The organism is Aestuariivirga sp. (assembly GCF_037139295.1).
Lineage (GTDB): Bacteria > Pseudomonadota > Alphaproteobacteria > Rhizobiales > Aestuariivirgaceae > Aestuariivirga.
This window is the reverse complement of record NZ_JBAXGR010000071.1, coordinates 1-18,619: the sequence shown is the minus strand read 5'-3', so window position 1 is coordinate 18,619 and position 18,619 is coordinate 1. Positions and strand designations below refer to the sequence as shown.

Below are 18,619 nucleotides of genomic sequence, written 5' to 3'. Positions count from 1 at the left end.
CCCAATAACACCCCCCGCTTGCGCGACCGTCAGTGCGACCCCGGCCGCCACCAAGCCCGCGACAACCGCTGCCAAGCCCGCGACCACCGCTGCCGCAAAGCCGGCCACCACGGCTGCCAAGCCTGCCGCCACCACGGCTGCAAAGCCGGCGACGAGCTGCAAGCCGGGTGCCGATGGCAAGCTGCCTGCCGGCTGCCCGGCGCCCAAGCCTGCCGCTGATGCCAAGCCCGCGACCAAGACGACGACCGCCACCAACTGAGGCAGCGGCAAAGATCAGACCCATCGCGAGCGGGAGCATCTCCCGCCCGTTTTCGTTCCACGACGCAAAAGCAGTCCATCCTGCCGCTGCAGATGCCTGCCGCCCGCTAGCCAAAGATGTATCTGGACCTCATCTGCGCAATCTGCCAATTGCGATTCAACGTATAGCGAGCACGCTGGAGGAGAGAGACATGGCGAAGAAGGCTGCAAAGAAGTCCGACAAGAAGGCTGCAAAGAAGCAGGCAAAGGCCAAGGCCAAGCCCGGGAAAAAGAAGAAGGCCCTTGCCCGCAAGCCGCTGTTCCCCGGCTTCTTCAAGGAAGCGCTGTCCAAGTCGGACCCGAAGATCGCCAAGGCCATCGCCCAGGAGCTCGGCCGCCAGCAGCATGAGATCGAACTGATCGCCTCTGAGAACATCGTTTCGAAGGCGGTGCTCGAGGCTCAGGGCTCGGTGATGACCAACAAGTACGCGGAAGGCTATCCGGGCCGCCGCTACTATGGCGGCTGCCAGTATGTCGACGTGTCCGAACAGCTGGCCATCGACCGTGCCAAGGCACTGTTCAACTGCGCCTATGCCAACGTCCAGCCGCACTCCGGCGCCACGGCCAACCAGGCGGTGTTCTTTGCACTCCTCCAGCCGGGTGACACCTACATGGGCCTCGACCTCGCCTGCGGCGGTCACTTGACACACGGTTCGCCCGTCAACCAGTCGGGCAAGTGGTTCAAGGTCGCGCCCTACAAGGTGCGCGAGGACAACCACCTCATCGACTATGACAAGCTCGCCGAGCAGGCGCTGGCCGTGAAGCCCAAGCTCATCATCGCCGGTGGCTCCGCCTATCCGCGCATCATCGACTTCAAGCGCTTCCGCCAGATCGCCGATTCGGTGGGCGCCAGGCTGATGGTCGATATGGCCCACTTCGCCGGCCTCGTGGCCGGTGGCGTGCACCCGAACCCGCTCGAATATGCCGACGTCGTCACCACCACGACCCACAAGACGCTGCGCGGCCCCCGCGGCGGCCTGATCCTCTCCAACGACGAGGACCTCGGCAAGAAGTTCAACTCGGCCGTCTTCCCGGGCCTGCAGGGCGGCCCGCTCGAGCATGTCATCGCCGCCAAGGCCGTGGCCTTCGGTGAGGCACTGCGCCCCGCCTTCAAGAAATATGCAAAGGCGGTGGCGGATAACGCCAAGGTCCTCGCCGAGGCGATGATGGACGGCGGGTCTGATCTCGTCTCGGGGGGCACCGACACGCACCTGATGCTGGTCGATCTCCGCAAGAAGGGTGTTTCCGGCAAGGCCGCCGAGCAGTCGCTGGGCCGCGCCTACATCACCTGCAACAAGAACGGCATTCCCTTCGATCCGGCACCCTTCACCATCACCTCCGGCATCCGCCTCGGCACGCCTGCGGGCACCACCCGCGGCTTCGGCGCGGCGGAGTTCAAGGAAGTCGGCGCCCTCATCAACGAGGTGCTCGATGGCCTGGCGAAGAATGGCGAAGACAAGAACGGCAAGGTCGAGAAGGCCGTCGCCGCCAAGGTCAAGAAGCTGACGGGCAAGTTCCCGATCTACTGATCGGCATACCCAACCCAAACACCCATCATGGCCGGGCTTGACCCGGCCATCCTTTTTGGTGGACGCCCGAGAGGATGCCCGGGTCAGGCCCGGGCATGATGAATTTGGGGGGCGTGTCGGTCGGTGCGAGAGGGACTTGACCCACCCCCGCCTCTCCCCCACACATGGTGCAACCCAACCACCTGAGTGACCATCCCTTGCGCTGTCCCTTCTGCTCCAATGAAGAAACCCAGGTGAAGGACAGCCGTCCCACCGAAGACGGCACAGCCATCCGCCGCCGCCGCTATTGCCCGGATTGCTCGGGCCGCTTCACCACCTTCGAGCGCGTGCAGCTGCGCGAGCTCATGGTGCTGAAGAAATCCGGCCGCCGGGTGCCCTTCGACCGCGACAAGCTGATGCGCTCGATCCAGGTGGCGCTCAGGAAGCGCCCGGTGGACCCGGAACGGGTGGAACGCATGGTCTCCGGCATCGTGCGGCGTCTTGAAAGCCTCGGCGAAAGCGAGATCCGGTCCGATACGGTGGGCAAGCTCGTCATGGAAGCTCTCAAGATGCTCGATGACGTGGCCTATGTCCGCTTCGCCTCGGTCTACAAGAACTTCCGCGAGGCCAAGGACTTCGAGGAGCTGCTGGGCGAGCTCTCGGGCGAGGACGACAACGGCGAGTCCGGTGACAACTGACGACACGCGGTGGATGGACGTGGCGCTCAGGCTTGGCCGCCGGGCGCTGGGCACCACGGCTGAAAATCCCAACGTCGGCTGCGTGATCGTCAGCGACGGCCGCCTCGTCGGCGTGGGCTGGACCCAGGCAGGGGGCCGCCCCCACGCCGAGACCGAGGCGCTGAAGATGGCGGGCGACAAGGCCCGCGGCGCCACGGCTTACGTCACGCTGGAACCCTGCGCGCATCATGGGCAAACCGGCCCCTGCGCCGAAGCGCTGGTCAGTGCCGGCATTGCCCGCGTCGTCTCGGCAATCGAGGATCCCGACCCCCGCGTCGCGGGCGGAGGCCATGCCATTCTTGAGCGGGCAGGGGTCACCTTCGGGTCCGGCCTTGGTGCAGAGGAGGCCCGGCGAGACATGGCCGGCTTCCTGACTCGAATTCAGAAGAACCGCCCGCAAGTGATTCTGAAGATGGCCTTTTCCGCTGACGGCAGGATCGCCGCAGCCCCCGGCAAGCGCACCGCCATTTCAGGAGCGGAGGCCAAGGCTTACGTTCACCTGCTGCGCGCCCAGTCGAACGCCATCCTGGTCGGCATGGGCACGGTCAGGGCCGATGACCCGGAACTCACCTGCCGCCTTCCGGGCCTGCGCGCCCGCTCGCCCCAGCCCTTCGTGATGAGCCGCCACGGCAACCTGCCGCCTCAATCCCACCTCGCCAAGCGCGGCGCCGAGGTACTGCGTGGCAGCGTCCGGCAGGTGCTGGAGGACCTGAGCTTGCGCGGCATCAACCGCCTGATGGTGGAGGGCGGCGCCAGGGTGGCGCGCAGCTTCCTCGAAGCCGGGCTGGTGGACGAATTCCACCTGATCCGCGCTCCCTTGACGCTGGGTCCGGACGGGGTCGACGGCCTCGATGGTCTGGGCCTCGATCAGGCATTGCCGCCATTCCAGCTCCTCCGGCAGGAAAAGCTTGGGAGCGACCTCCTGACCGTCTATGAAGCCCGCCCATAAGAGGGTTTCATGTTCACCGGCATCATCACCGACATCGGCACCGTGCGCGCCGTCAAAAAAGCGGGTGACACCCGCTTCGAGATCGCGACCGCCTATGATCTTGGCACCGTCGACATGGGCGCGTCCATCGCCTGCAACGGCTGCTGCCTGACGGTGATCGAGAAGGGGGCGGACTGGTTCGCCATCCAGGCCTCTGCCGAGACCCTGTCCAAGACCACGCTTGGCGACTGGGGCACCGGCACCCGCATCAACCTCGAGCGGGCGCTGAAGATCGGCGACGAGCTGGGCGGGCACATCGTTTCGGGCCATGTCGATGGTCTGGGCGAAATCGTCTCGATCACGCCGGAGGGTGACTCGCAGCGCTTCCGCTTCCGCGTGCCCAACGAGCTTGCCCGCTTCATCGCGCCCAAGGGCTCGGTGGCGATCGACGGCACCTCGCTCACCGTGAACGAGGTCGAGGGCAATGTCTTCGGCGTCAACATCATTCCGCACACCCAGACCGTCACCACCTGGGGCACCATGACGGTGGGCCAGCGGGTCAACATTGAAATCGACATGCTGGCGCGCTATGTCGCCCGCCTCACCGAGTACAAACCGACATGAAGATTGAAAAGTCCACCGCTCCCGTCGAACAGCTGCGCGCCCATATCCTGATCCTCGAAGCCCGCTTTTATGGCGAACTCTGCGACGAGATGTGCCGCGGCGCCATCGCCGCCGTCGAGCGCGCAGGCGCCACGTGGGAGCGCATGGCGGTGCCGGGCGCGCTTGAAATCCCCGGCGCCATCGCGCTGGCGCATGAGACGGGCCTCTACCATGGCTATGTGGCGCTGGGCTGCGTGATGCGCGGCGAGACCACGCATTACGACATCGTCTCGGAAGAAAGTGCGCGCGGCATCATGGACCTGACGCTCGAAGGCCTGTGCATCGGCAACGGCATCCTCACATGTGAGAACGAGGCGCAGGCCTGGGCCCGCGCCAAGGTCGACGACATGGACAAGGGCGGCGGCGCCGCCGAGGCAGCGCTCTCGATGATCCGCTTCTCCCGCCTGATGGGCCGCAAGGCCGCGGGCCTCGACACGAAGGCCACCTCGTGAGCGCGAACGACAACAACAAGTACCCGCGCGAGCGCCGCTCCGCCGCAAGGCTTGGCGCCGTTCAGGCGCTCTATCAGATGGACCTCTCAGGGTCGGACGTCGGCGAGACGCTGGCGCAGTTCTCGTCGCGTGCATCTGGCGAGAACTTCGAGGACGGCCAGTGCGGCGAGGCCGATTATCGCCACCTGAAGGACGTTGTCGACGGCGTGGTGCGCGAGCAGAAGATGATCGACCCGGCGGTCGACAAGATTCTCGACAAGGCCTGGCCGCTGCACCGGCTCGATTCCACCGTGCGTGCCATCCTGCGCGCCGGCGCCTATGAGCTGATGTTCATGGACCGCGTGCCGGCAAAGGTGGCGATCAGCGAATATGTCGACGTGGCCGATGCCTTCTTCGGTCCGGAAGAGCCGCGCTTCGTCAACGGCGTGCTCAATCATCTGGCCCGTCAGGCAAGGCCCAAGGAATTCACCGCGTGACGGCGAAAGCCCTCGCATTCGACGACGCGAAAGCCCGCCGCAATGCGATGATCCTCGCCGCTTCGCAGGCGATCTTCGGCGCAACTTCCACCGCCCTCGTTGTCACCTCGGGTCTCATCGGCTCGACGCTCGCACCCAGCGTGGCCTGGGCAACGCTGCCCATGGCGCTCTCGATCGTCGGCACGGCGCTCACCACCTTCCCGATCTCGCTGATGATGCGCCGGGTCGGCCGCCGCACCGGCTTCGTGCTCTGCGCGCTCGCAGGTGCTGCGGGCGCCTTCCTCGGCGCCTATGCGATCTTCCAGCGCAGTTTCCCGCTGTTCCTGCTGGGCTGTCTCATCACGGGCATCTATCAGGCTTCAGCTTCCTATTACCGCTTCGCGGCGGCGGACACGGCAAGCCCCGCCTTCCGCCCGAAGGCCATTTCCTGGGTGATGACCGGTGGCATCGTCGCGGCCCTCGTCGGCACCTTCATGGTGATGGCGACGACGAACCTCTTCGCCCCCGTCACCTTCGCCGGCACATGGGTGGCCATGGCCGTGCTGGCGCTGGTGGGTGCAGCGATCCTGCTGTTCATCGACATTCCGCTCACCCAGAAGCACGATGCGCCGTCGGGCCGTCCGCTCGGCGTCATCGCCCGCCAGCCGCGCTACATCGTGGCGGCGATGACGGCCATGCTGGCCTTCGGCATCATGGTGCTGGTGATGACTGCCACGCCTGTCGCCATGCTGGGCTGCGGTTTCTCGGAGAAGGATTCGAGCTGGGTCATCCAGTGGCATGCGCTCGCCATGTTCGTGCCCGGCTTCTTTACGGGCTCGCTGATCTCCCGCTTCGGCGCGGAGAAGATCTCCGCCATCGGCATGCTGCTGCTGGTCGGTGCCGCCGTGTCCGGTCTGCTCGGTATACATTTCGAAAACTTCGCCATCGGCCTCATCCTCCTGGGGCTCGGCTGGAACTTCGGCTACATCGGCGGCACCACGATGCTGACCGAGACCTATGAGCCCGAAGAGAAGAACAAGGCCCAGGGCCTCAACGACTTCCTCGTCTTCACCACGACCGCCGTCACCTCGCTCATGGCCGGCAAGCTGCTGGCGTGGTTCGGCTGGGAAGGCGTCAACTACGCGGTGTTCCCGATGGTCGTGCTGGCACTGGTGATGATCGCCTGGCTGGTGCGGCATCCGCTGGGCAAGGCTGCAAGGGCGGTTTAGGCAAACATCCACCCCCACACTGCCGTCATCCCGGCGAAGGCCGGGATCCAGCTTTCCTTCGGCGTGGTTGAGAGCGAAAGCGGGGCCCCGGCTTCGCCGGGTTGACGGCATTGAGAATGGGTATCTTTAGCTTCGGGCAGGGCGGTGCTATAATCGTCAGCCATGAGTCTCCTCATCATCGATGGCATCAGCTGTGCGGGAAAATCCCTCTTGCTCGCCAATCTCCAGCGCGTGGCGCAGCAAGGCGCGGTTAACTTCAGCAAATTGTTCATCAGCGAGCATCTGACCGAGCGTGTCTTCGAAGGCCTTGCGCCCACCTCCAGCGATGTTCGCGCCCATACGCTCCGCCTCCTCGACGTGGCTTATGGTCTCCGATCAATCCTCTCGGACAGCCCCTTTGCGGAGCGGCCTCGCACCTTGTCCATGGTCATCGAGCGCCTATTCCTCACCTTCATGAGCCGGGGCCTGCTGACGCTTGACTTCTTTGCCGAGCATCGTGAGCTGCTTCACGCGCTGGCGCCGCGGCACGTGTTTCTCGTGGTTCCTGAAGGTGAAATCGAGCGGCGGATCGTGGATAGCATGGAACGGCGCTCACCCCTCTGGGCCAACTTCATCTCCAGCCTCGGCGGTGCGCAGACTGCAGCCCACCGCTTCGCCACGCAACAGGCGGCCATGGCCAGCGCCAATGCGGCGCTCCCAGATACCATTGCCAAACTGACTTTCGAAATCTCAGACCTGGCATTTCTGAGCGATCCGAACTTTGCAGAAAAGCTGCTGTGGCCGGCCTGCGGATCGGAGCGAGAAATTTGATTTGGTTCTACGTTCTGCCGCACTCAGTGACGTCGACCCCGTTTCCGTCACCCCAGCGAAAGCTGGGGCCCAGCTTTCCACGTGGTTGATGCCCAAAGCGGGGCCCCGGCTTTCGCCGGGGAGACGGACTGTAGGGGAGTTAGGCCATTCGCACCCGGGGCCCTGGCTCCGGCCAAACCCACCGTCCAATCCTCCGCCCCAGCTTCGCAGCACCGAATGCAACGCCCGCCACCCACAGCACCAGCCAAAGCGACCACGCCGCCGCCGTCATCGCATAGCTCGCGAAGGTGAGGGCCCCTCCACCCAGCACCATCACCGCGCGGGTGGCGGTGCCGAAGCGGGCGGACAGCCTGGCGATCACGCCCATCTCCTCCGCCGATTTCGCCGTGCCCAGTGCGGCCACCGTGGTGCGGTATCCGGCATTGGTGCCGATGGTTGCCACATCGGTGCCGAGGCCCTTGAGCGTCGTCACGGCTTTGGCCTTCAGCACGCGGCCGGAGGCAGCGCGCGCTGCGGCAAGGTCCATGCGCGCCATTGATGTGCCCACCAGGCGCAGGGCTTGCCCGTCCAGCGCATTGGCAGCGACGACACCCACCTCGCGGGCCAGAAGCGGCGACAGGCGTCCGGCACGCTTCACGGCCTTCAAGGTGCTGACGCCCGCCTTCTCCGGTCCTGTGGCGCCCAGTGTTGCCACGGTGGCGGCCGTCAGGCCGAGGCCGACGGTCGCAAGCCCGATGATGAGGGGGTCGACCTCCTCGCCAGAGAGATAGCGCGAGGCTTGGGCATAAAGGTCACGCACGTCGCCCACCCCGGTGAGGTCGGCGGCGACGGCCCCCGCAAGTGCCGCTTCGTTGGGCGCATCGCCGGAGAGGAACCCGTTCCAGGCGTCGCTGCCCATCCGGGCCGAGGCCTGGTCCTGCGCCGCCGTGATCCGGGTTGTGAGGTCGGCGGGCAGGGCCACGCCACGTTCATCCGCCAGCTGGGCGATGGAGGCGGCGAGGTCTTCGTCCTTGTTGCCTAGCGCCTGCTCGGCGGCGGCGGTGTAATCGTCAGCGGTCTTGTGGGTGAGGAGATATGAGGCCGTGGCGGCCTCATCGCGCGGGCCCGCCAGGAACGTCGCAGCGGCCAGTCCGCGGGGCAGGGCGTAGAAGCCGAGAGCCACGAGAACCAACCCGAATACCACCCCGATCAGCCCGTTTTTCACGTCACCCCTCCGCCATTTCGAGCGAAGGAATATAAACCCAGTTTGCGCCGGAAATAGGGCCGGAACTGGCCTTTCTGAGGGGATTTTCTGGTTATTGCCTCCAAGCCCTTGATGCGGCATACCCTCTCCCACCTTCCGGGGCTGGGAAAACGCGGATGATTCCGCGTCAGGGGTTCTGGGGAAACGCGAACAAACACAAGGGTTTATCATGACCACTGCACTCTGGCTGATCGTGCTCGCAGGCGCGCTCTCCATCGTGTACGGCATCGTGACGACGCGCAGCCTCATGGCTGCTGACGCCGGCTCGGCCCGTATGCAGGAGATTTCCGCGGCCGTGCGCGAAGGCGCCAAGGCCTATCTCAACCGTCAGTACACCACCATCGCAATCGTCGGCGTGGTGATCTTCGTCATCGCCTGGCTGCTGCTCGGCCAATGGTCGGCCATCGGCTTCGCCATTGGCGCCATCCTGTCGGGCCTCGCTGGCTTCATCGGCATGAACGTCTCGGTGCGCGCCAACGTGCGCGTGGCGCAGGCCGCGACCAAGTCGCTGGCCGGCGGCCTCGACCTCGCCTTCAAGGCGGGCGCCGTCACGGGCCTCCTCGTCGCGGGCCTGGGCCTCCTCGGCGTCACCCTCTACTTCGGCTTCCTCAAGGACTCGCTGGGCTTCGATCCCACCAGCCGCACCGTCATCGATGCGCTGGTGTCGCTGTCCTTCGGCGCCTCGCTGATCTCGATCTTCGCCCGTCTCGGCGGCGGCATCTTCACCAAGGGTGCGGACGTCGGCGGCGACATGGTCGGCAAGGTCGAGGCCGGCATCCCCGAAGATGACCCGCGCAACCCCGCCACCATCGCCGACAACGTCGGTGACAACGTCGGCGACTGCGCCGGCATGGCGGCTGACCTGTTCGAAACCTATGTGGTGACCACCGTCGCCACCATGGTGCTCGCGGCCATCGCACTCCCGGCCGAGTTCAAGCTCGCCGGCATGGTGCTCCCGCTTGCGATCGGCGGCGCCTGCGTGATCACCTCGATCATCGGCACCTACTTCGTCAAGCTCGGCCCCTCCAACAACATCATGGGCGCGCTCTACAAGGGCGTGATCGCGACGGGCGTCCTCTCGCTCATCGCGCTCTACCCGGTGATGCACCTGGTGTTCGGCAGCATGGACGTCGCACTCGGCACGCCGGAAAAGGCCTTCACCCCGATGAGCCTGTTCTGGTGCGGTGTCGTCGGCCTGCTCATCACGGCGGCCATCATCTACATCACCGAATATTACACCGGCACCGGCAAGCGCCCGGTCAACTCGATCGCCGAAGCCTCGATCACCGGTCACGGCACCAACGTGATCCAGGGTCTCGCGGTCTCGATGGAAGCGACGGCCCTTCCGGCCCTCGTGATCATCGCCGGCATCATCGTCACCTACCTGCTGGCCGGTCTCTTCGGCACGGCTGTCGCCGTCACCACCATGCTCGCTCTCGCCGGCATGATCGTGGCGCTCGACGCCTTCGGCCCGGTGACGGACAACGCCGGTGGCATCGCCGAAATGGCGGGCCTGCCGAAGGAAGTGCGCCACAACACCGACGCGCTGGACGCAGTCGGCAACACCACCAAGGCCGTGACCAAGGGCTATGCCATCGGTTCGGCTGGCCTTGGTGCGCTGGTGCTGTTCGCCGCCTACACGCAGGACCTCAAGACCTACTTCGCCGACGTGCCCGTGAGCTTCGATCTCTCGAGCCCGTGGGTCGTCGTCGGCCTGCTGTTCGGCGGTCTTCTCCCCTACCTGTTCGGCGGCATGTCGATGACCGCGGTGGGCCGCGCGGCCCAGTCGGTCGTCGTCGAAGTGCGCCGTCAGTTCAAGGAGAAGCCGGGCATCATGACCGGCAAGGACAAGCCTGACTACGGCCGCGCCGTGGACATGCTGACCAAGGCGGCGATCAAGGAAATGATCATCCCGTCGCTCCTGCCGGTGCTCTCGCCGATCGTCGTCTACTTCGTCATCAACGCCATCGCCGGCCAGGCCGCGGCCTTCTCGGCCGTGGGCGCCATGCTGATGGGCGTGATCGTGACGGGCCTGTTCGTCGCCATCTCGATGACGGCGGGCGGCGGCGCCTGGGACAATGCGAAGAAGTCCTTCGAGGACGGCTTCGTCGACTCCCACGGTGTCAAGCACCTCAAGGGTTCCGATGCCCACAAGGCCTCGGTGACGGGTGACACCGTCGGCGACCCTTACAAGGACACGGCGGGCCCTGCCGTGAACCCGATGATCAAGATCACCAACATCGTGGCGCTGCTGCTGCTGGCCGTTCTGGCCGGTCACTAAGCAACACGACAGATCACTGCAGCCCCGCGCGGAGCGATCCGCGCGGGGTTTTCTTTTGCTTGCAATTCGAACTCGGTCGCGGCGAGATGGCGTTGAGAGGAACGTGACATGCTGATCGGAATCGACTGGGGCGGCACCAAGATCGAGGGCGTTGCGATGGAGCGCGATGGGCGCGAGTTGCTGCGCCTGCGCGAGGCGACGCCGCGCCATAACTATGAGGGTTGCCTGAAAGCCATTCGCGCCATGGTCGATGCGCTGGAAGCGAAGACAGCGCGCAAGGGGCAGGTGGGTATCGGCATTCCGGGTTCGCTGGAACCGAAGAGCCGGCTGGGCAAGGGCGCGAGTTCGACGTGGATTCTCGATAAGCCCGTCGAGGCCGACCTGCACAAGGCATTGGCGCGCGAGATCAGGGTCGAGAACGACGCCGACTGCTTTGCGGCATCCGAGGCGGTGGATGGGGCAGGGGCCGGATACAATGTTGTCTTCGCCGTGATCCTCGGCTCCGGCGTCGGCGCCGGCATCGCGGTCAATGGCCGCGCCCACCATGGGCCGAACAACTCGGGTGGCGAATGGGGGCACAATCCGCTGCCGTTTCCGGACACCACCGAAATTCCCGGCAAGCCTTGCTACTGCGGCCGCGTCGGCTGCATCGAGACCTGGTGTTCGGGCCGCGCCTTCGAAGCTCAGTATGCGGAGCACAAGGGCGTGGAGATGAAGGCCGCCGAGATCATGGCGCTCAAACGCGACGGCGACCATCTCGCCAACCTGCTGTGGCGGCGCTACATCGACCGCGTGGCGAGAGGCCTTGCGACCGTCGTCAACATGCTGGACCCCGACGTGCTGGTCATGGGCGGCGGCATGTCGAACGTTGACGAACTCTACGAAGACCTGCCGCCGGCATTGGCGGCGCGCACGTTCTCCACCGTGTTCCACACGCCCATCCTGCGCAACAGGCATGGCGATGCGAGCGGCGTGCGGGGTGCTGCCTGGCTCTGGAAGGACTGAGATGAACGAGAGATTTGAATTCGGCCTCGCCCTCGTGCAGGAGGCGGGCAAGATTGCTCTGGGCTACTTCAACGCGCGTGACCAGCTCACCGTGCAGAACAAGGGCCCGCAAGATCTGGCCAGCGAGGCAGACGTCAATACCGAATTGCTGATCCGTGACCGCTTGGCCAAGGCTTTCCCGCAAGATGCCTTCCTCGGCGAGGAAACGCCGCCGACGGAATATACAGCGGGGCAGGGCATCTGGGTTGTCGACCCCATCGACGGCACGCAGCCCTTCATCCTCGGCATGACCAGCTGGTGCGTTTCCATCGGCTACATGCAGGACGGCATCATCCAGTTCGGCATGGTCTATGCCCCGGCGCGGGACGAGCTCTTCGCAGGCGGCCGCAACATCCCCGCAACGCTCAACGGCAAGCCGATCCGCGTCAGCAAGACGAAGTCGGTGCGCGAGGGCATCACCTATGCCGGCTATTCACCGAAGAGCGGGCCACAGGATTTCCTTCCGGGCTTCACCCGCCTGCTCGAGAAGGGCGGCATGTTCTATCGCGACGGCTCCGGCGCGCTGGGCCTCTGCTATGTGGCAGCGGGAAGGCTGGTCGGCTTCTTCGAACCGCTCATCAAGTCATGGGATGCGCTGGGTGCCATTGCCGTATGCGAAGGCGCGGGTGGGAAGGTCAGCGACTTCCTTGCCAATGACGGGCTGTCCAAGGGCAACAGCCTGATCGTCGCGCCGCCCGCGGTCTTTGCTGAGATCGAGGGGATCGTGAAGGGATGAAGCGTCGTCCTCTCCCGCAAGGCGGGAGAGGAGGGGGCCCCAACGCAGTTGGGGTAGGTGAGGGGAAGCCTCCTCCGACGCGTGAGGTTCGTGTGAGTGCCCCCTCATCTCCCCGTTGCGTTCCGCCACGGGTCCCTTCTTCTCCCGCTAAAAAAGCGGGAGAAGACGAAAGTCGGTCATCACTGCGGATGCCACCACGTGCCGCCGATCACCACGCCGCGCGAGGTGATGCGCTGGCGGCCTTCGAGGTGCTCGCCCACCACGTCCACGTAATCGAAACTGCCTTCGTCCACCGAGAGGATCGTCGCATCACCGACGCTGCCGGGCTTCAGACTGCCGAGTTCGGGCCGCTTCAGCGCGAAGGCGGCATTTTCCGTCGAGGCCTTGATGACATCCGGCAGGCTCATGCCGAGACACAGGAACTTCGACATGGTGGTCAGCTGGTCGAAGGCTGGGCCGTTGATGCACAATGCGTGCACGTCGGATGAAATCGTGTCGGGCGGAAAGCCGTTGGCCAGCATGGCGCGCGCCGTCTTGAAGGCGAATGAGCCCATGCCGTGGCCGATGTCGAACAGCACGCCACGCTTCCTTGCCGCCAGCACTGCTGCCTTCACCGTGCCCTGTGCTGTAGCAGGCGAATTGGGGAAAGGGCGGAAGGCATGGGTCAGCACGTCGCCGGGCCGCAGCATGCCGATCACCTCCTCGTAGGAGGGGGGCGGCTCGTCGATGTGTGCCATCAAGGGCATGCCGGTTTCCTCGGCCACCTGCAGCGCAATGTTGAGCGGGGCGACACCCTGGTCGCCCGAGGCATGCCGCCCGACGCGCACCTTGATGCCGACGATCACGTCGCGGTTGGCATCGGCAACCTCTGCCGCAGTCACCGGGTCCATGAGGCGAATGTCCTCGCTCTCGCCCACCATCACGGTGTTGGAGAAGCCATAGATGCCGGCGTGGCTCACATGCAGGTAGGCGAGGATGCGCACGGCGGAGCGCTCGATCACATGCTTTCGAAAACCCATGAAATTGCCGGGGCCAGCCGAGCCCGTGTCGACCGCCGTGGTGACGCCGGAGGTGCGGCAGAATTCCTCGGCATCAATGCCGAGCGAGGTGCCGCCCCAATAGACGTGGGTGTGCAGATCGATGAGCCCTGGCGAAACGATCAGGCCTGACACGTCGCGCACCTGTGCAGTGGCGCTGTCGAGCCGCGTTGCGATGGCGGCCACCTTGCCGTTGGCAAAGCCGACGTCGCGGATGCCGTCCAGACCCTGGCCGGGGTCGATGACCCGGCCGCCCCTCAGAATGAGATCCATGGGGCGTGAGCCTAGCAGGCTTACATCTTGCCTCCAAGCATCGGGCCGGTGCGGGTGCCCTTCGAACTGCGCAGCAGGGCGCTGATGATCGAGGTGTCCTCGCCATAGACGGGGGTCTGGTTGGTATTCATGTCGATGACGCGCCCGTCCTGCAGGCCGTACTGGGCATAGCTCTTCACCCGGCCATCCTCGGTGAAGCGGATGGCGATGACCGTGCGGTCGGTCTCCGTCTTCAGGAAGGCTTTGCTGCTGGTGATCTGGGTTATGTAGTAGTAGCTGTCACCTTTGAACTGCACGGATGCGGTGGTGGAGGGCGTTCCCATGATGCCCTCGACTTCCATTTTCGTCATGCCGTTGGTGATCTGGTCAAAGGCGCCCGGCTTCGGCATGTAGCCGCGGTGTTCAAGCTTGTCGGCGCAGCCGGCAAGGAAAAGGGCCATGCACGCGGCGGCGATGAAACGGGTAGCGAAGCGCAACGTGGTAATCTGCATGGGCCGCAATCTGATCCTAATCCCCTGACCGGCGGAATCGTATAAGAAACTCGTGAACCATATCTTCCGTTAGCGGCAATGACATGATCCTGAAACGACTTTTCAACCGCCCTCCGGCACCGGAACGCCGCTGTTACGAGGCAATTGTGGCTGCCGCACGGCACCCTGCCTTCTACGCCCGGTGGCACGTGGCGGACACGCTGGACGGGCGATTCGACATGGTGGCGCTGCACACCTACCTGATTCTGGACCGTCTGAAGGGAGCGGAGCCCGAATTCCGCCAGGCCCTGGTGGACGAGTTCTTCCGTGACATGGACCGCTCGCTCCGCGAACTGGGGGTGGGGGATGTTTCGGTTGGCAAGAAGGTGCGGAAAATGGCCGAGGTGTTCTATGGCCGGGTCGCGGCCTATGACGCGGCCCTGGCCGGGGAGGGTGGCGCCCTTGTCGCCGCGATTTCGCGCAACGTGTTCCCGGATGATCCCCAGCCGGACGGCGCCGCCCAGATTGCAGACTATCTCACCGACCAGCGCAGCCACCTCGCCCTGCAGGACAGTGTCGCCATTGCCCAGGGGCAAGTCAGTTTCAAGGAGCCAAAGTGATGAAGAACCGCACACCGCAATTCGAGTTTTCCCGCCCGCTGCAGGTCGACCGCGTCCCCAAGCTGGGCTCCACCGAAAAGCTGTCGGCGGAGCCGGAGGAGCTGAAGGCGCTGGCAAAGCGCTTCAAGATCCCGGCCCTCCACGCCCTCTCGGCGGAAATCCGCGCAACGCCCTGGCGCGGTGGCGGCATGAAGCTCGAGGGCCACATCACGGCAGACATGGAACAGGTCTCGGTGATCAGCCTCGAGGCGTTCCGCGAGACCGTCTCGGTGCCGCTGGCGCGCTATTTCCTGCCGCACGGTGCCGTAGTGGACAATGAGCAGGAGGACGATGCCGACCCCATCGACAATGGCTGGATCGACCTTGGCGCGGTGGTGGCAGAGACGTTGGCGCTCGACCTCGACCCCTATCCGCGAAAGCCGGGGGAAGCCTTTCCCGGGCATGTGGAGGATGATGGGGCGGCGGACAAGCCACCCTCTCCCTTTGCCATTCTGGCGGCCAAGAAGAACAGTTGACGCGCACGGAAGCTTGTCCGCCCCGTTTTTGGAATGACTTTCACAAGGCAATCTCCTAAGCCTTGAATCACGCTCCGGCAGCCTTTTGCCGCGGGCAGGGGGTATGACGGACGAGTATCGGCAAGACTTTGACAACAAAGAAACATTTGACCATTGCTCTGGATGCGATGGGCGGCGATACGGGCCCCGAAGTGGTGATTCCCGGCGCAGCCCTCTCCGCTGAGCGCCATCCCGAGGTACGCTTTCTGCTGGTAGGTGACCGGAGCCGGGTTGCCCCCTTGGTCGAGCGTTACCCGAAGCTCAAGCAGCGCGCCGAAATCCTCCATACAGAAGTCTTCGTCACAATGGACGCCAAGCCCAGCCAGGCGCTGCGCCAGGGCCGCGGCAAGAGCAGCATGTGGCTGGCCATCGACGCGGTCAGGAACGGCGATGCCGATGCCGCCGTTTCCGCCGGCAACACCGGCGCGCTGATGGCGATGGCCCGCTTCGTGCTCAAGACCCTTCCCGGCATCTCGCGCCCCGCCATCGCCGCCATGTGGCCGACGCTGCGCAGCGAGAGCGTGGTGCTCGACGTTGGCGCCACCATCGGCGCCGATGCGTCACAGCTCGTGGAATTCGCGGTGATGGGCGAGGCCATGGCGCGCTGCCTTCTTGGTCTCGACAAGCCGACCGTTGGCCTGCTCAATGTCGGCGTCGAGGAGATCAAGGGGCAGGAGCAGGTGAAGGAAGCCGGCCGCATCCTGCGCGACTCGAAGCTTCCCATGGAATATTACGGCTTCGTCGAAGGCGACGACATCGGCAAGGGTACGGTGGACGTTGTGGTGACCGAGGGCTTCACCGGCAACATCGCGCTCAAGGCGGCGGAAGGCACGGCAAAGCAGCTCTCGACCTATCTCCGCCAGTGCCTGCAACGGACGCTGCTCTCGAAAATCGGCGCCGTGCTGGCGCAGGGCGCCTTCCGGGCGCTGAAAGACCGCATGGACCCGCGCAAGCACAATGGCGGCGTATTCCTCGGCCTCAACGGCGTCGTGGTGAAGAGCCACGGTGGCACTGATGCCCTGGGCTTCGCCACAGCCATCGACGTGGCGCTTGAGATCGTGCGCAACGACCTCGTCAGCAAGATCAAGGCGGATGTTGAAATCATGACGGGGCTGCTGACGCAGCCGGAAGCCCAAGCGGAACCCAGCCTATGAACGACCAGACGAAGACCGTGATCAGATCCGTCATCGCCGGATGCGGATCAGCGCTCCCGCAGCGTGTGATGACCAATGCCGACATGAGCAAGATCGTCGACACCAGCGACGAATGGATCGTCGAGCGCACCGGGATAAAGTCCCGACACATTGCTGGCGAAGGCGAGACGACGCGCACGCTTGGAACGCTTGCCGCGCGGCGTGCGCTGGAGCACGCAGGCGTTGCCGCCGATGAAGTGGACCTCATCGTCCTGGCCACCGCGACGCCCGACAACACATTTCCCGCGACCGCCACGCTGGTGCAATATGATCTCGGCATCACGCGTGGTGCGGCCTTTGACGTGCAGGCTGTGTGCTCCGGCTTCGTCTATGCGCTGAGCGTGGCCGACGCGATGCTGAAGGTGGGGCAGGCGAAGTGCGCGCTCGTCATCGGGTCTGAAACCTTCTCGCGCATCCTCGACTGGACCGACCGCGGTACCTGCGTGCTGTTCGGTGATGGCGCCGGCGCTGTCGTGCTCAAGGCCGAGCACCATGCGGACTCGCCTGCAAGCCCCGGCATCCTTGTCACCCGCATCCGCTCGGATGGACGCCACAGCGACAAGCTCTATGTCGATGGCGGGCCTTCGACCACGCAGACGGTGGGCCACCTTCGCATGGAGGGCCGCGAGGTGTTCAAGCATGCGGTCACCAACATCGCGACCGTGATGGACGAGGCGATGAAGGAAGCCAACGTGACGCCGGATCAGGTCGATTGGTTCGTGCCGCACCAGGCCAACCGCCGCATTCTCGAAGGGACGGCGCGCAAGCTGGGCATCCGTGAGGAGCGCATCGTCATCACGCTGGACCGCCATGGCAACACCTCGGCGGCCTCGATCCCGCTGGCTTTCGACACAGCCGTGAAGGACGGGCGCATCAGGAAGGGCGAGCTTGTGCTGTTCGAGGCCATGGGCGGCGGATTCACCTGGGGCGCGGTTCTGGCCCGCTATTGAAGCTTCTGCTGTAACCCCTTGAGTTACCCGATTTTTCCTGTTGACCAGCGGCGGGCAGCACCGTAGTTTCTAAATCCTTGCAGGGGGTTCCGAATGGCTGGCAAGACGCTAACCCGCGCCGATCTCAGTGAAGCTGTCCACCGTCAGATCGGACTTTCGCGCAGTGAATCTGCCGATCTGGTGAAGAGCATGCTCGACATGATGTCCGAGCATCTGGTGGATGGCCAGACGGTGAAGCTTTCGTCCTTTGGCACCTTCATGGTGCGCTCGAAGAACGGCCGCGTTGGCCGCAATCCCAAGACGGGGGAGGAAGTTCCGATCACCCCCCGCCGTGTACTTGTGTTCCGTCCCAGCCAGGTGATGAAGAACGTCATCAATGGCCTCGAAGGCGGCTCCGAGGAAGAATAGGCTTTCGCGGCACGCCGCATCCTAAGGAGGGATGCCGCATGGTGGAAAAATCTCCCGACGCCTTCCGCACCATCAGCGAGGCGGCCGAGGAACTGGATGTGCCGCAGCACGTGCTGCGGTTCTGGGAAACACGATTTTCACAAATAAAGCCAATGAAGCGCGCAGGTGGCCGGCGCTATTACCGCCCCGCCGATGTCGAGCTTTTGAAGGGCATCCGCAGTCTTCTCTACAAGGATGGCTACACCATTCGTGGTGTGCAGAAGATCCTCAAGGAGGATGGCGCCTCCTATGTGGCCGGCGTTGGCCGCGGCGAGATCGAGCCGCGCAAGCGCGAGGGCGAAATGGCTTCGGCCCCGCCACCCGGCATGTCCAAACCCGCGCCGCGCGTCGGCAAGGGCGGCAAGCCAGCGCCCGAGGGGGCGGCAGCGCCGGCACAGCCATTGCTGCCGCTCGGCGAGGTGCGTGTGGTGGTCAACCGGTTGTCTGAAAGCCATGCCGACATGCTGCGGGTGGCGCTGCGCGACCTCGGCGAAGCGCGCCGGATTCTCGACCCTTCGCAGAGCCGTTGAGGCGGCGAATAACCCTTTCGCTTGCCCCTGAACAATGCTACAGCGGCGCCGTGTCGGAGCGTAGCGCAGCCCGGTAGCGCACTATTCTGGGGGGATAGGGGTCGCTGGTTCGAATCCAGTCGCTCCGACCATTAAAACAAGGACATACGATATTTCGTGTGT

At 64.8% G+C, this 18,619-nt stretch carries 21 protein-coding genes, 1 tRNA gene and 1 pseudogene; 19 read left to right on the top strand and 4 right to left on the bottom strand.

All coding sequences use genetic code 11. The annotated features are described in order from the left end of the window. From WCJ41_RS15660 to WCJ41_RS15625, 8 genes and pseudogenes are all read left to right on the top strand, one after another. Window positions 1-259: pseudogene (locus WCJ41_RS15660) on the top strand (hypothetical protein); the annotation flags it as partial. A 190-nt stretch (window positions 260-449) separates the two neighbouring features. Further along, entirely contained in the window at window positions 450-1,826 is a 1,377-nt protein-coding gene (gene glyA, locus WCJ41_RS15655) for a serine hydroxymethyltransferase (RefSeq protein ID WP_336906769.1), read from the top strand. Window positions 1,827-2,023: 197 nt separating this feature from the next. Further along, the gene (nrdR, locus tag WCJ41_RS15650) at window positions 2,024-2,503 is read left to right on the top strand and encodes a transcriptional regulator NrdR (protein ID WP_336906768.1); all 480 of its coding nucleotides are present in this window, start codon (window positions 2,024-2,026) and stop codon (window positions 2,501-2,503) included. After that, window positions 2,493-3,491, top strand: coding sequence for a bifunctional diaminohydroxyphosphoribosylaminopyrimidine deaminase/5-amino-6-(5-phosphoribosylamino)uracil reductase RibD (gene ribD / locus WCJ41_RS15645; RefSeq protein ID WP_336906767.1), 999 nt, complete (start codon window positions 2,493-2,495; stop codon window positions 3,489-3,491). The genes nrdR and ribD overlap by 11 nt, the downstream gene beginning before the upstream one ends. 9 nt (window positions 3,492-3,500) lie before the next feature. Beyond that, window positions 3,501-4,094 carry a riboflavin synthase gene (locus WCJ41_RS15640; protein ID WP_336906766.1) on the top strand — a complete coding sequence of 198 codons (594 nt, stop codon included), beginning with the start codon at window positions 3,501-3,503 and terminating at the stop codon, window positions 4,092-4,094. Next, entirely contained in the window at window positions 4,091-4,585 is a 495-nt protein-coding gene (gene ribH / locus WCJ41_RS15635) for a 6,7-dimethyl-8-ribityllumazine synthase (protein ID WP_336906765.1), read from the top strand. Before WCJ41_RS15640 ends, ribH begins: the two co-directional genes overlap by 4 nt. Continuing rightward, the gene (gene nusB, locus WCJ41_RS15630) at window positions 4,582-5,061 is read left to right on the top strand and encodes a transcription antitermination factor NusB (protein ID WP_336906764.1); all 480 of its coding nucleotides are present in this window, start codon (window positions 4,582-4,584) and stop codon (window positions 5,059-5,061) included. Before ribH ends, nusB begins: the two co-directional genes overlap by 4 nt. Beyond that, window positions 5,058-6,269 (top strand): MFS transporter, encoded by a 1,212-nt coding sequence (locus WCJ41_RS15625; protein WP_336906763.1) that lies wholly within the window; start codon window positions 5,058-5,060, stop codon window positions 6,267-6,269. Before nusB ends, WCJ41_RS15625 begins: the two co-directional genes overlap by 4 nt. Here the strand turns inward: WCJ41_RS15625 and WCJ41_RS15620 are convergent. Further along, window positions 6,266-6,433, bottom strand: coding sequence for a hypothetical protein (locus WCJ41_RS15620; protein ID WP_336906762.1), 168 nt, complete (start codon window positions 6,431-6,433; stop codon window positions 6,266-6,268). The genes WCJ41_RS15625 and WCJ41_RS15620 overlap by 4 nt on opposite strands. On the opposite strand from WCJ41_RS15620, the gene WCJ41_RS15615 reads away from it, so the two are divergent. After that, the gene (locus tag WCJ41_RS15615) at window positions 6,432-7,079 is read left to right on the top strand and encodes a hypothetical protein (RefSeq protein WP_336906761.1); all 648 of its coding nucleotides are present in this window, start codon (window positions 6,432-6,434) and stop codon (window positions 7,077-7,079) included. The genes WCJ41_RS15620 and WCJ41_RS15615 overlap by 2 nt on opposite strands. Window positions 7,080-7,218: 139 nt before the next feature. Here WCJ41_RS15615 and WCJ41_RS15610 read toward each other — a convergent pair whose 3' ends face one another. Continuing rightward, window positions 7,219-8,283, bottom strand: coding sequence for a hypothetical protein (locus WCJ41_RS15610; RefSeq protein WP_336906760.1), 1,065 nt, complete (start codon window positions 8,281-8,283; stop codon window positions 7,219-7,221). A gap of 208 nt (window positions 8,284-8,491) precedes the next feature. On the opposite strand from WCJ41_RS15610, the gene WCJ41_RS15605 reads away from it, so the two are divergent. The 3 genes from WCJ41_RS15605 to WCJ41_RS15595 all read left to right on the top strand — a co-directional run bounded on the left by WCJ41_RS15605 (window position 8,492) and on the right by WCJ41_RS15595 (window position 12,383). Beyond that, complete coding sequence (locus WCJ41_RS15605; protein ID WP_336906759.1) at window positions 8,492-10,603, top strand: sodium-translocating pyrophosphatase; 2,112 nt, start codon at window positions 8,492-8,494, stop codon at window positions 10,601-10,603. A 108-nt stretch (window positions 10,604-10,711) separates the two neighbouring features. Beyond that, complete coding sequence (locus WCJ41_RS15600) at window positions 10,712-11,608, top strand: ROK family protein (RefSeq protein WP_336906758.1); 897 nt, start codon at window positions 10,712-10,714, stop codon at window positions 11,606-11,608. A gap of 1 nt (window position 11,609) precedes the next feature. Then, entirely contained in the window at window positions 11,610-12,383 is a 774-nt protein-coding gene (locus WCJ41_RS15595; protein ID WP_336906757.1) for an inositol monophosphatase, read from the top strand. Between the two features lie 179 nt (window positions 12,384-12,562). Here WCJ41_RS15595 and WCJ41_RS15590 read toward each other — a convergent pair whose 3' ends face one another. After that, a complete protein-coding gene (locus WCJ41_RS15590) occupies window positions 12,563-13,693 on the bottom strand; it encodes an amidohydrolase/deacetylase family metallohydrolase (protein ID WP_336906756.1) in 1,131 nt (376 codons plus the stop codon). 20 nt (window positions 13,694-13,713) lie between these two features. Continuing rightward, window positions 13,714-14,184 carry an outer membrane protein assembly factor BamE gene (gene bamE, locus WCJ41_RS15585; protein WP_336906755.1) on the bottom strand — a complete coding sequence of 157 codons (471 nt, stop codon included), beginning with the start codon at window positions 14,182-14,184 and terminating at the stop codon, window positions 13,714-13,716. Between the two features lie 146 nt (window positions 14,185-14,330). Here bamE and WCJ41_RS15580 point away from each other — a divergent pair, with 146 nt between their 5' ends. The 7 genes from WCJ41_RS15580 (at window position 14,331) to WCJ41_RS15550 (ending at window position 18,588) form a co-directional block, all read left to right on the top strand. Continuing rightward, window positions 14,331-14,783 (top strand): ubiquinol-cytochrome C chaperone family protein, encoded by a 453-nt coding sequence (locus tag WCJ41_RS15580; protein ID WP_336906754.1) that lies wholly within the window; start codon window positions 14,331-14,333, stop codon window positions 14,781-14,783. Continuing rightward, entirely contained in the window at window positions 14,783-15,298 is a 516-nt protein-coding gene (locus WCJ41_RS15575; RefSeq protein WP_336906753.1) for a DUF177 domain-containing protein, read from the top strand. Before WCJ41_RS15580 ends, WCJ41_RS15575 begins: the two co-directional genes overlap by 1 nt. A 146-nt stretch (window positions 15,299-15,444) precedes the next feature. Beyond that, window positions 15,445-16,491: a phosphate acyltransferase PlsX gene (gene plsX / locus WCJ41_RS15570; RefSeq protein WP_336906752.1), complete on the top strand. Its 1,047-nt coding sequence runs from the start codon at window positions 15,445-15,447 to the stop codon at window positions 16,489-16,491. Between the two features lie 17 nt (window positions 16,492-16,508). Further along, the gene (locus WCJ41_RS15565; RefSeq protein WP_336906770.1) at window positions 16,509-17,480 is read left to right on the top strand and encodes a beta-ketoacyl-ACP synthase III; all 972 of its coding nucleotides are present in this window, start codon (window positions 16,509-16,511) and stop codon (window positions 17,478-17,480) included. Between the two features lie 93 nt (window positions 17,481-17,573). Beyond that, window positions 17,574-17,888: an integration host factor subunit alpha gene (locus WCJ41_RS15560; protein ID WP_336906751.1), complete on the top strand. Its 315-nt coding sequence runs from the start codon at window positions 17,574-17,576 to the stop codon at window positions 17,886-17,888. Window positions 17,889-17,926: 38 nt separating this feature from the next. Then, the gene (locus tag WCJ41_RS15555; RefSeq protein WP_336906750.1) at window positions 17,927-18,457 is read left to right on the top strand and encodes a MerR family transcriptional regulator; all 531 of its coding nucleotides are present in this window, start codon (window positions 17,927-17,929) and stop codon (window positions 18,455-18,457) included. A gap of 54 nt (window positions 18,458-18,511) precedes the next feature. Next, window positions 18,512-18,588 (top strand) — tRNA-Pro (locus WCJ41_RS15550). Window positions 18,589-18,619 lie beyond the last annotated feature (31 nt).

Bases quoted from the DNA above. Each gene is read 5' to 3' on its own strand.
- glyA (WP_336906769.1), top strand. From the start codon at position 450: ATGGCGAAGAAGGCTGCAAAGAAGTCCGACAAGAAGGCTGCAAAGAAG.
- WCJ41_RS15640 (WP_336906766.1), top strand. From the start codon at position 3,501: ATGTTCACCGGCATCATCACCGACATCGGCACCGTGCGCGCCGTCAAA.
- ribH (WP_336906765.1), top strand. From the start codon at position 4,091: ATGAAGATTGAAAAGTCCACCGCTCCCGTCGAACAGCTGCGCGCCCAT.
- WCJ41_RS15615 (WP_336906761.1), top strand. From the start codon at position 6,432: ATGAGTCTCCTCATCATCGATGGCATCAGCTGTGCGGGAAAATCCCTC.
- WCJ41_RS15620 (WP_336906762.1), bottom strand. From the start codon at position 6,433: ATGGCTGACGATTATAGCACCGCCCTGCCCGAAGCTAAAGATACCCAT.
- WCJ41_RS15605 (WP_336906759.1), top strand. From the start codon at position 8,492: ATGACCACTGCACTCTGGCTGATCGTGCTCGCAGGCGCGCTCTCCATC.
- WCJ41_RS15600 (WP_336906758.1), top strand. From the start codon at position 10,712: ATGCTGATCGGAATCGACTGGGGCGGCACCAAGATCGAGGGCGTTGCG.
- WCJ41_RS15595 (WP_336906757.1), top strand. From the start codon at position 11,610: ATGAACGAGAGATTTGAATTCGGCCTCGCCCTCGTGCAGGAGGCGGGC.
- WCJ41_RS15590 (WP_336906756.1), bottom strand. From the start codon at position 13,693: ATGGATCTCATTCTGAGGGGCGGCCGGGTCATCGACCCCGGCCAGGGT.
- bamE (WP_336906755.1), bottom strand. From the start codon at position 14,184: ATGCAGATTACCACGTTGCGCTTCGCTACCCGTTTCATCGCCGCCGCG.
- WCJ41_RS15575 (WP_336906753.1), top strand. From the start codon at position 14,783: ATGAAGAACCGCACACCGCAATTCGAGTTTTCCCGCCCGCTGCAGGTC.
- WCJ41_RS15560 (WP_336906751.1), top strand. From the start codon at position 17,574: ATGGCTGGCAAGACGCTAACCCGCGCCGATCTCAGTGAAGCTGTCCAC.
- WCJ41_RS15555 (WP_336906750.1), top strand. From the start codon at position 17,927: ATGGTGGAAAAATCTCCCGACGCCTTCCGCACCATCAGCGAGGCGGCC.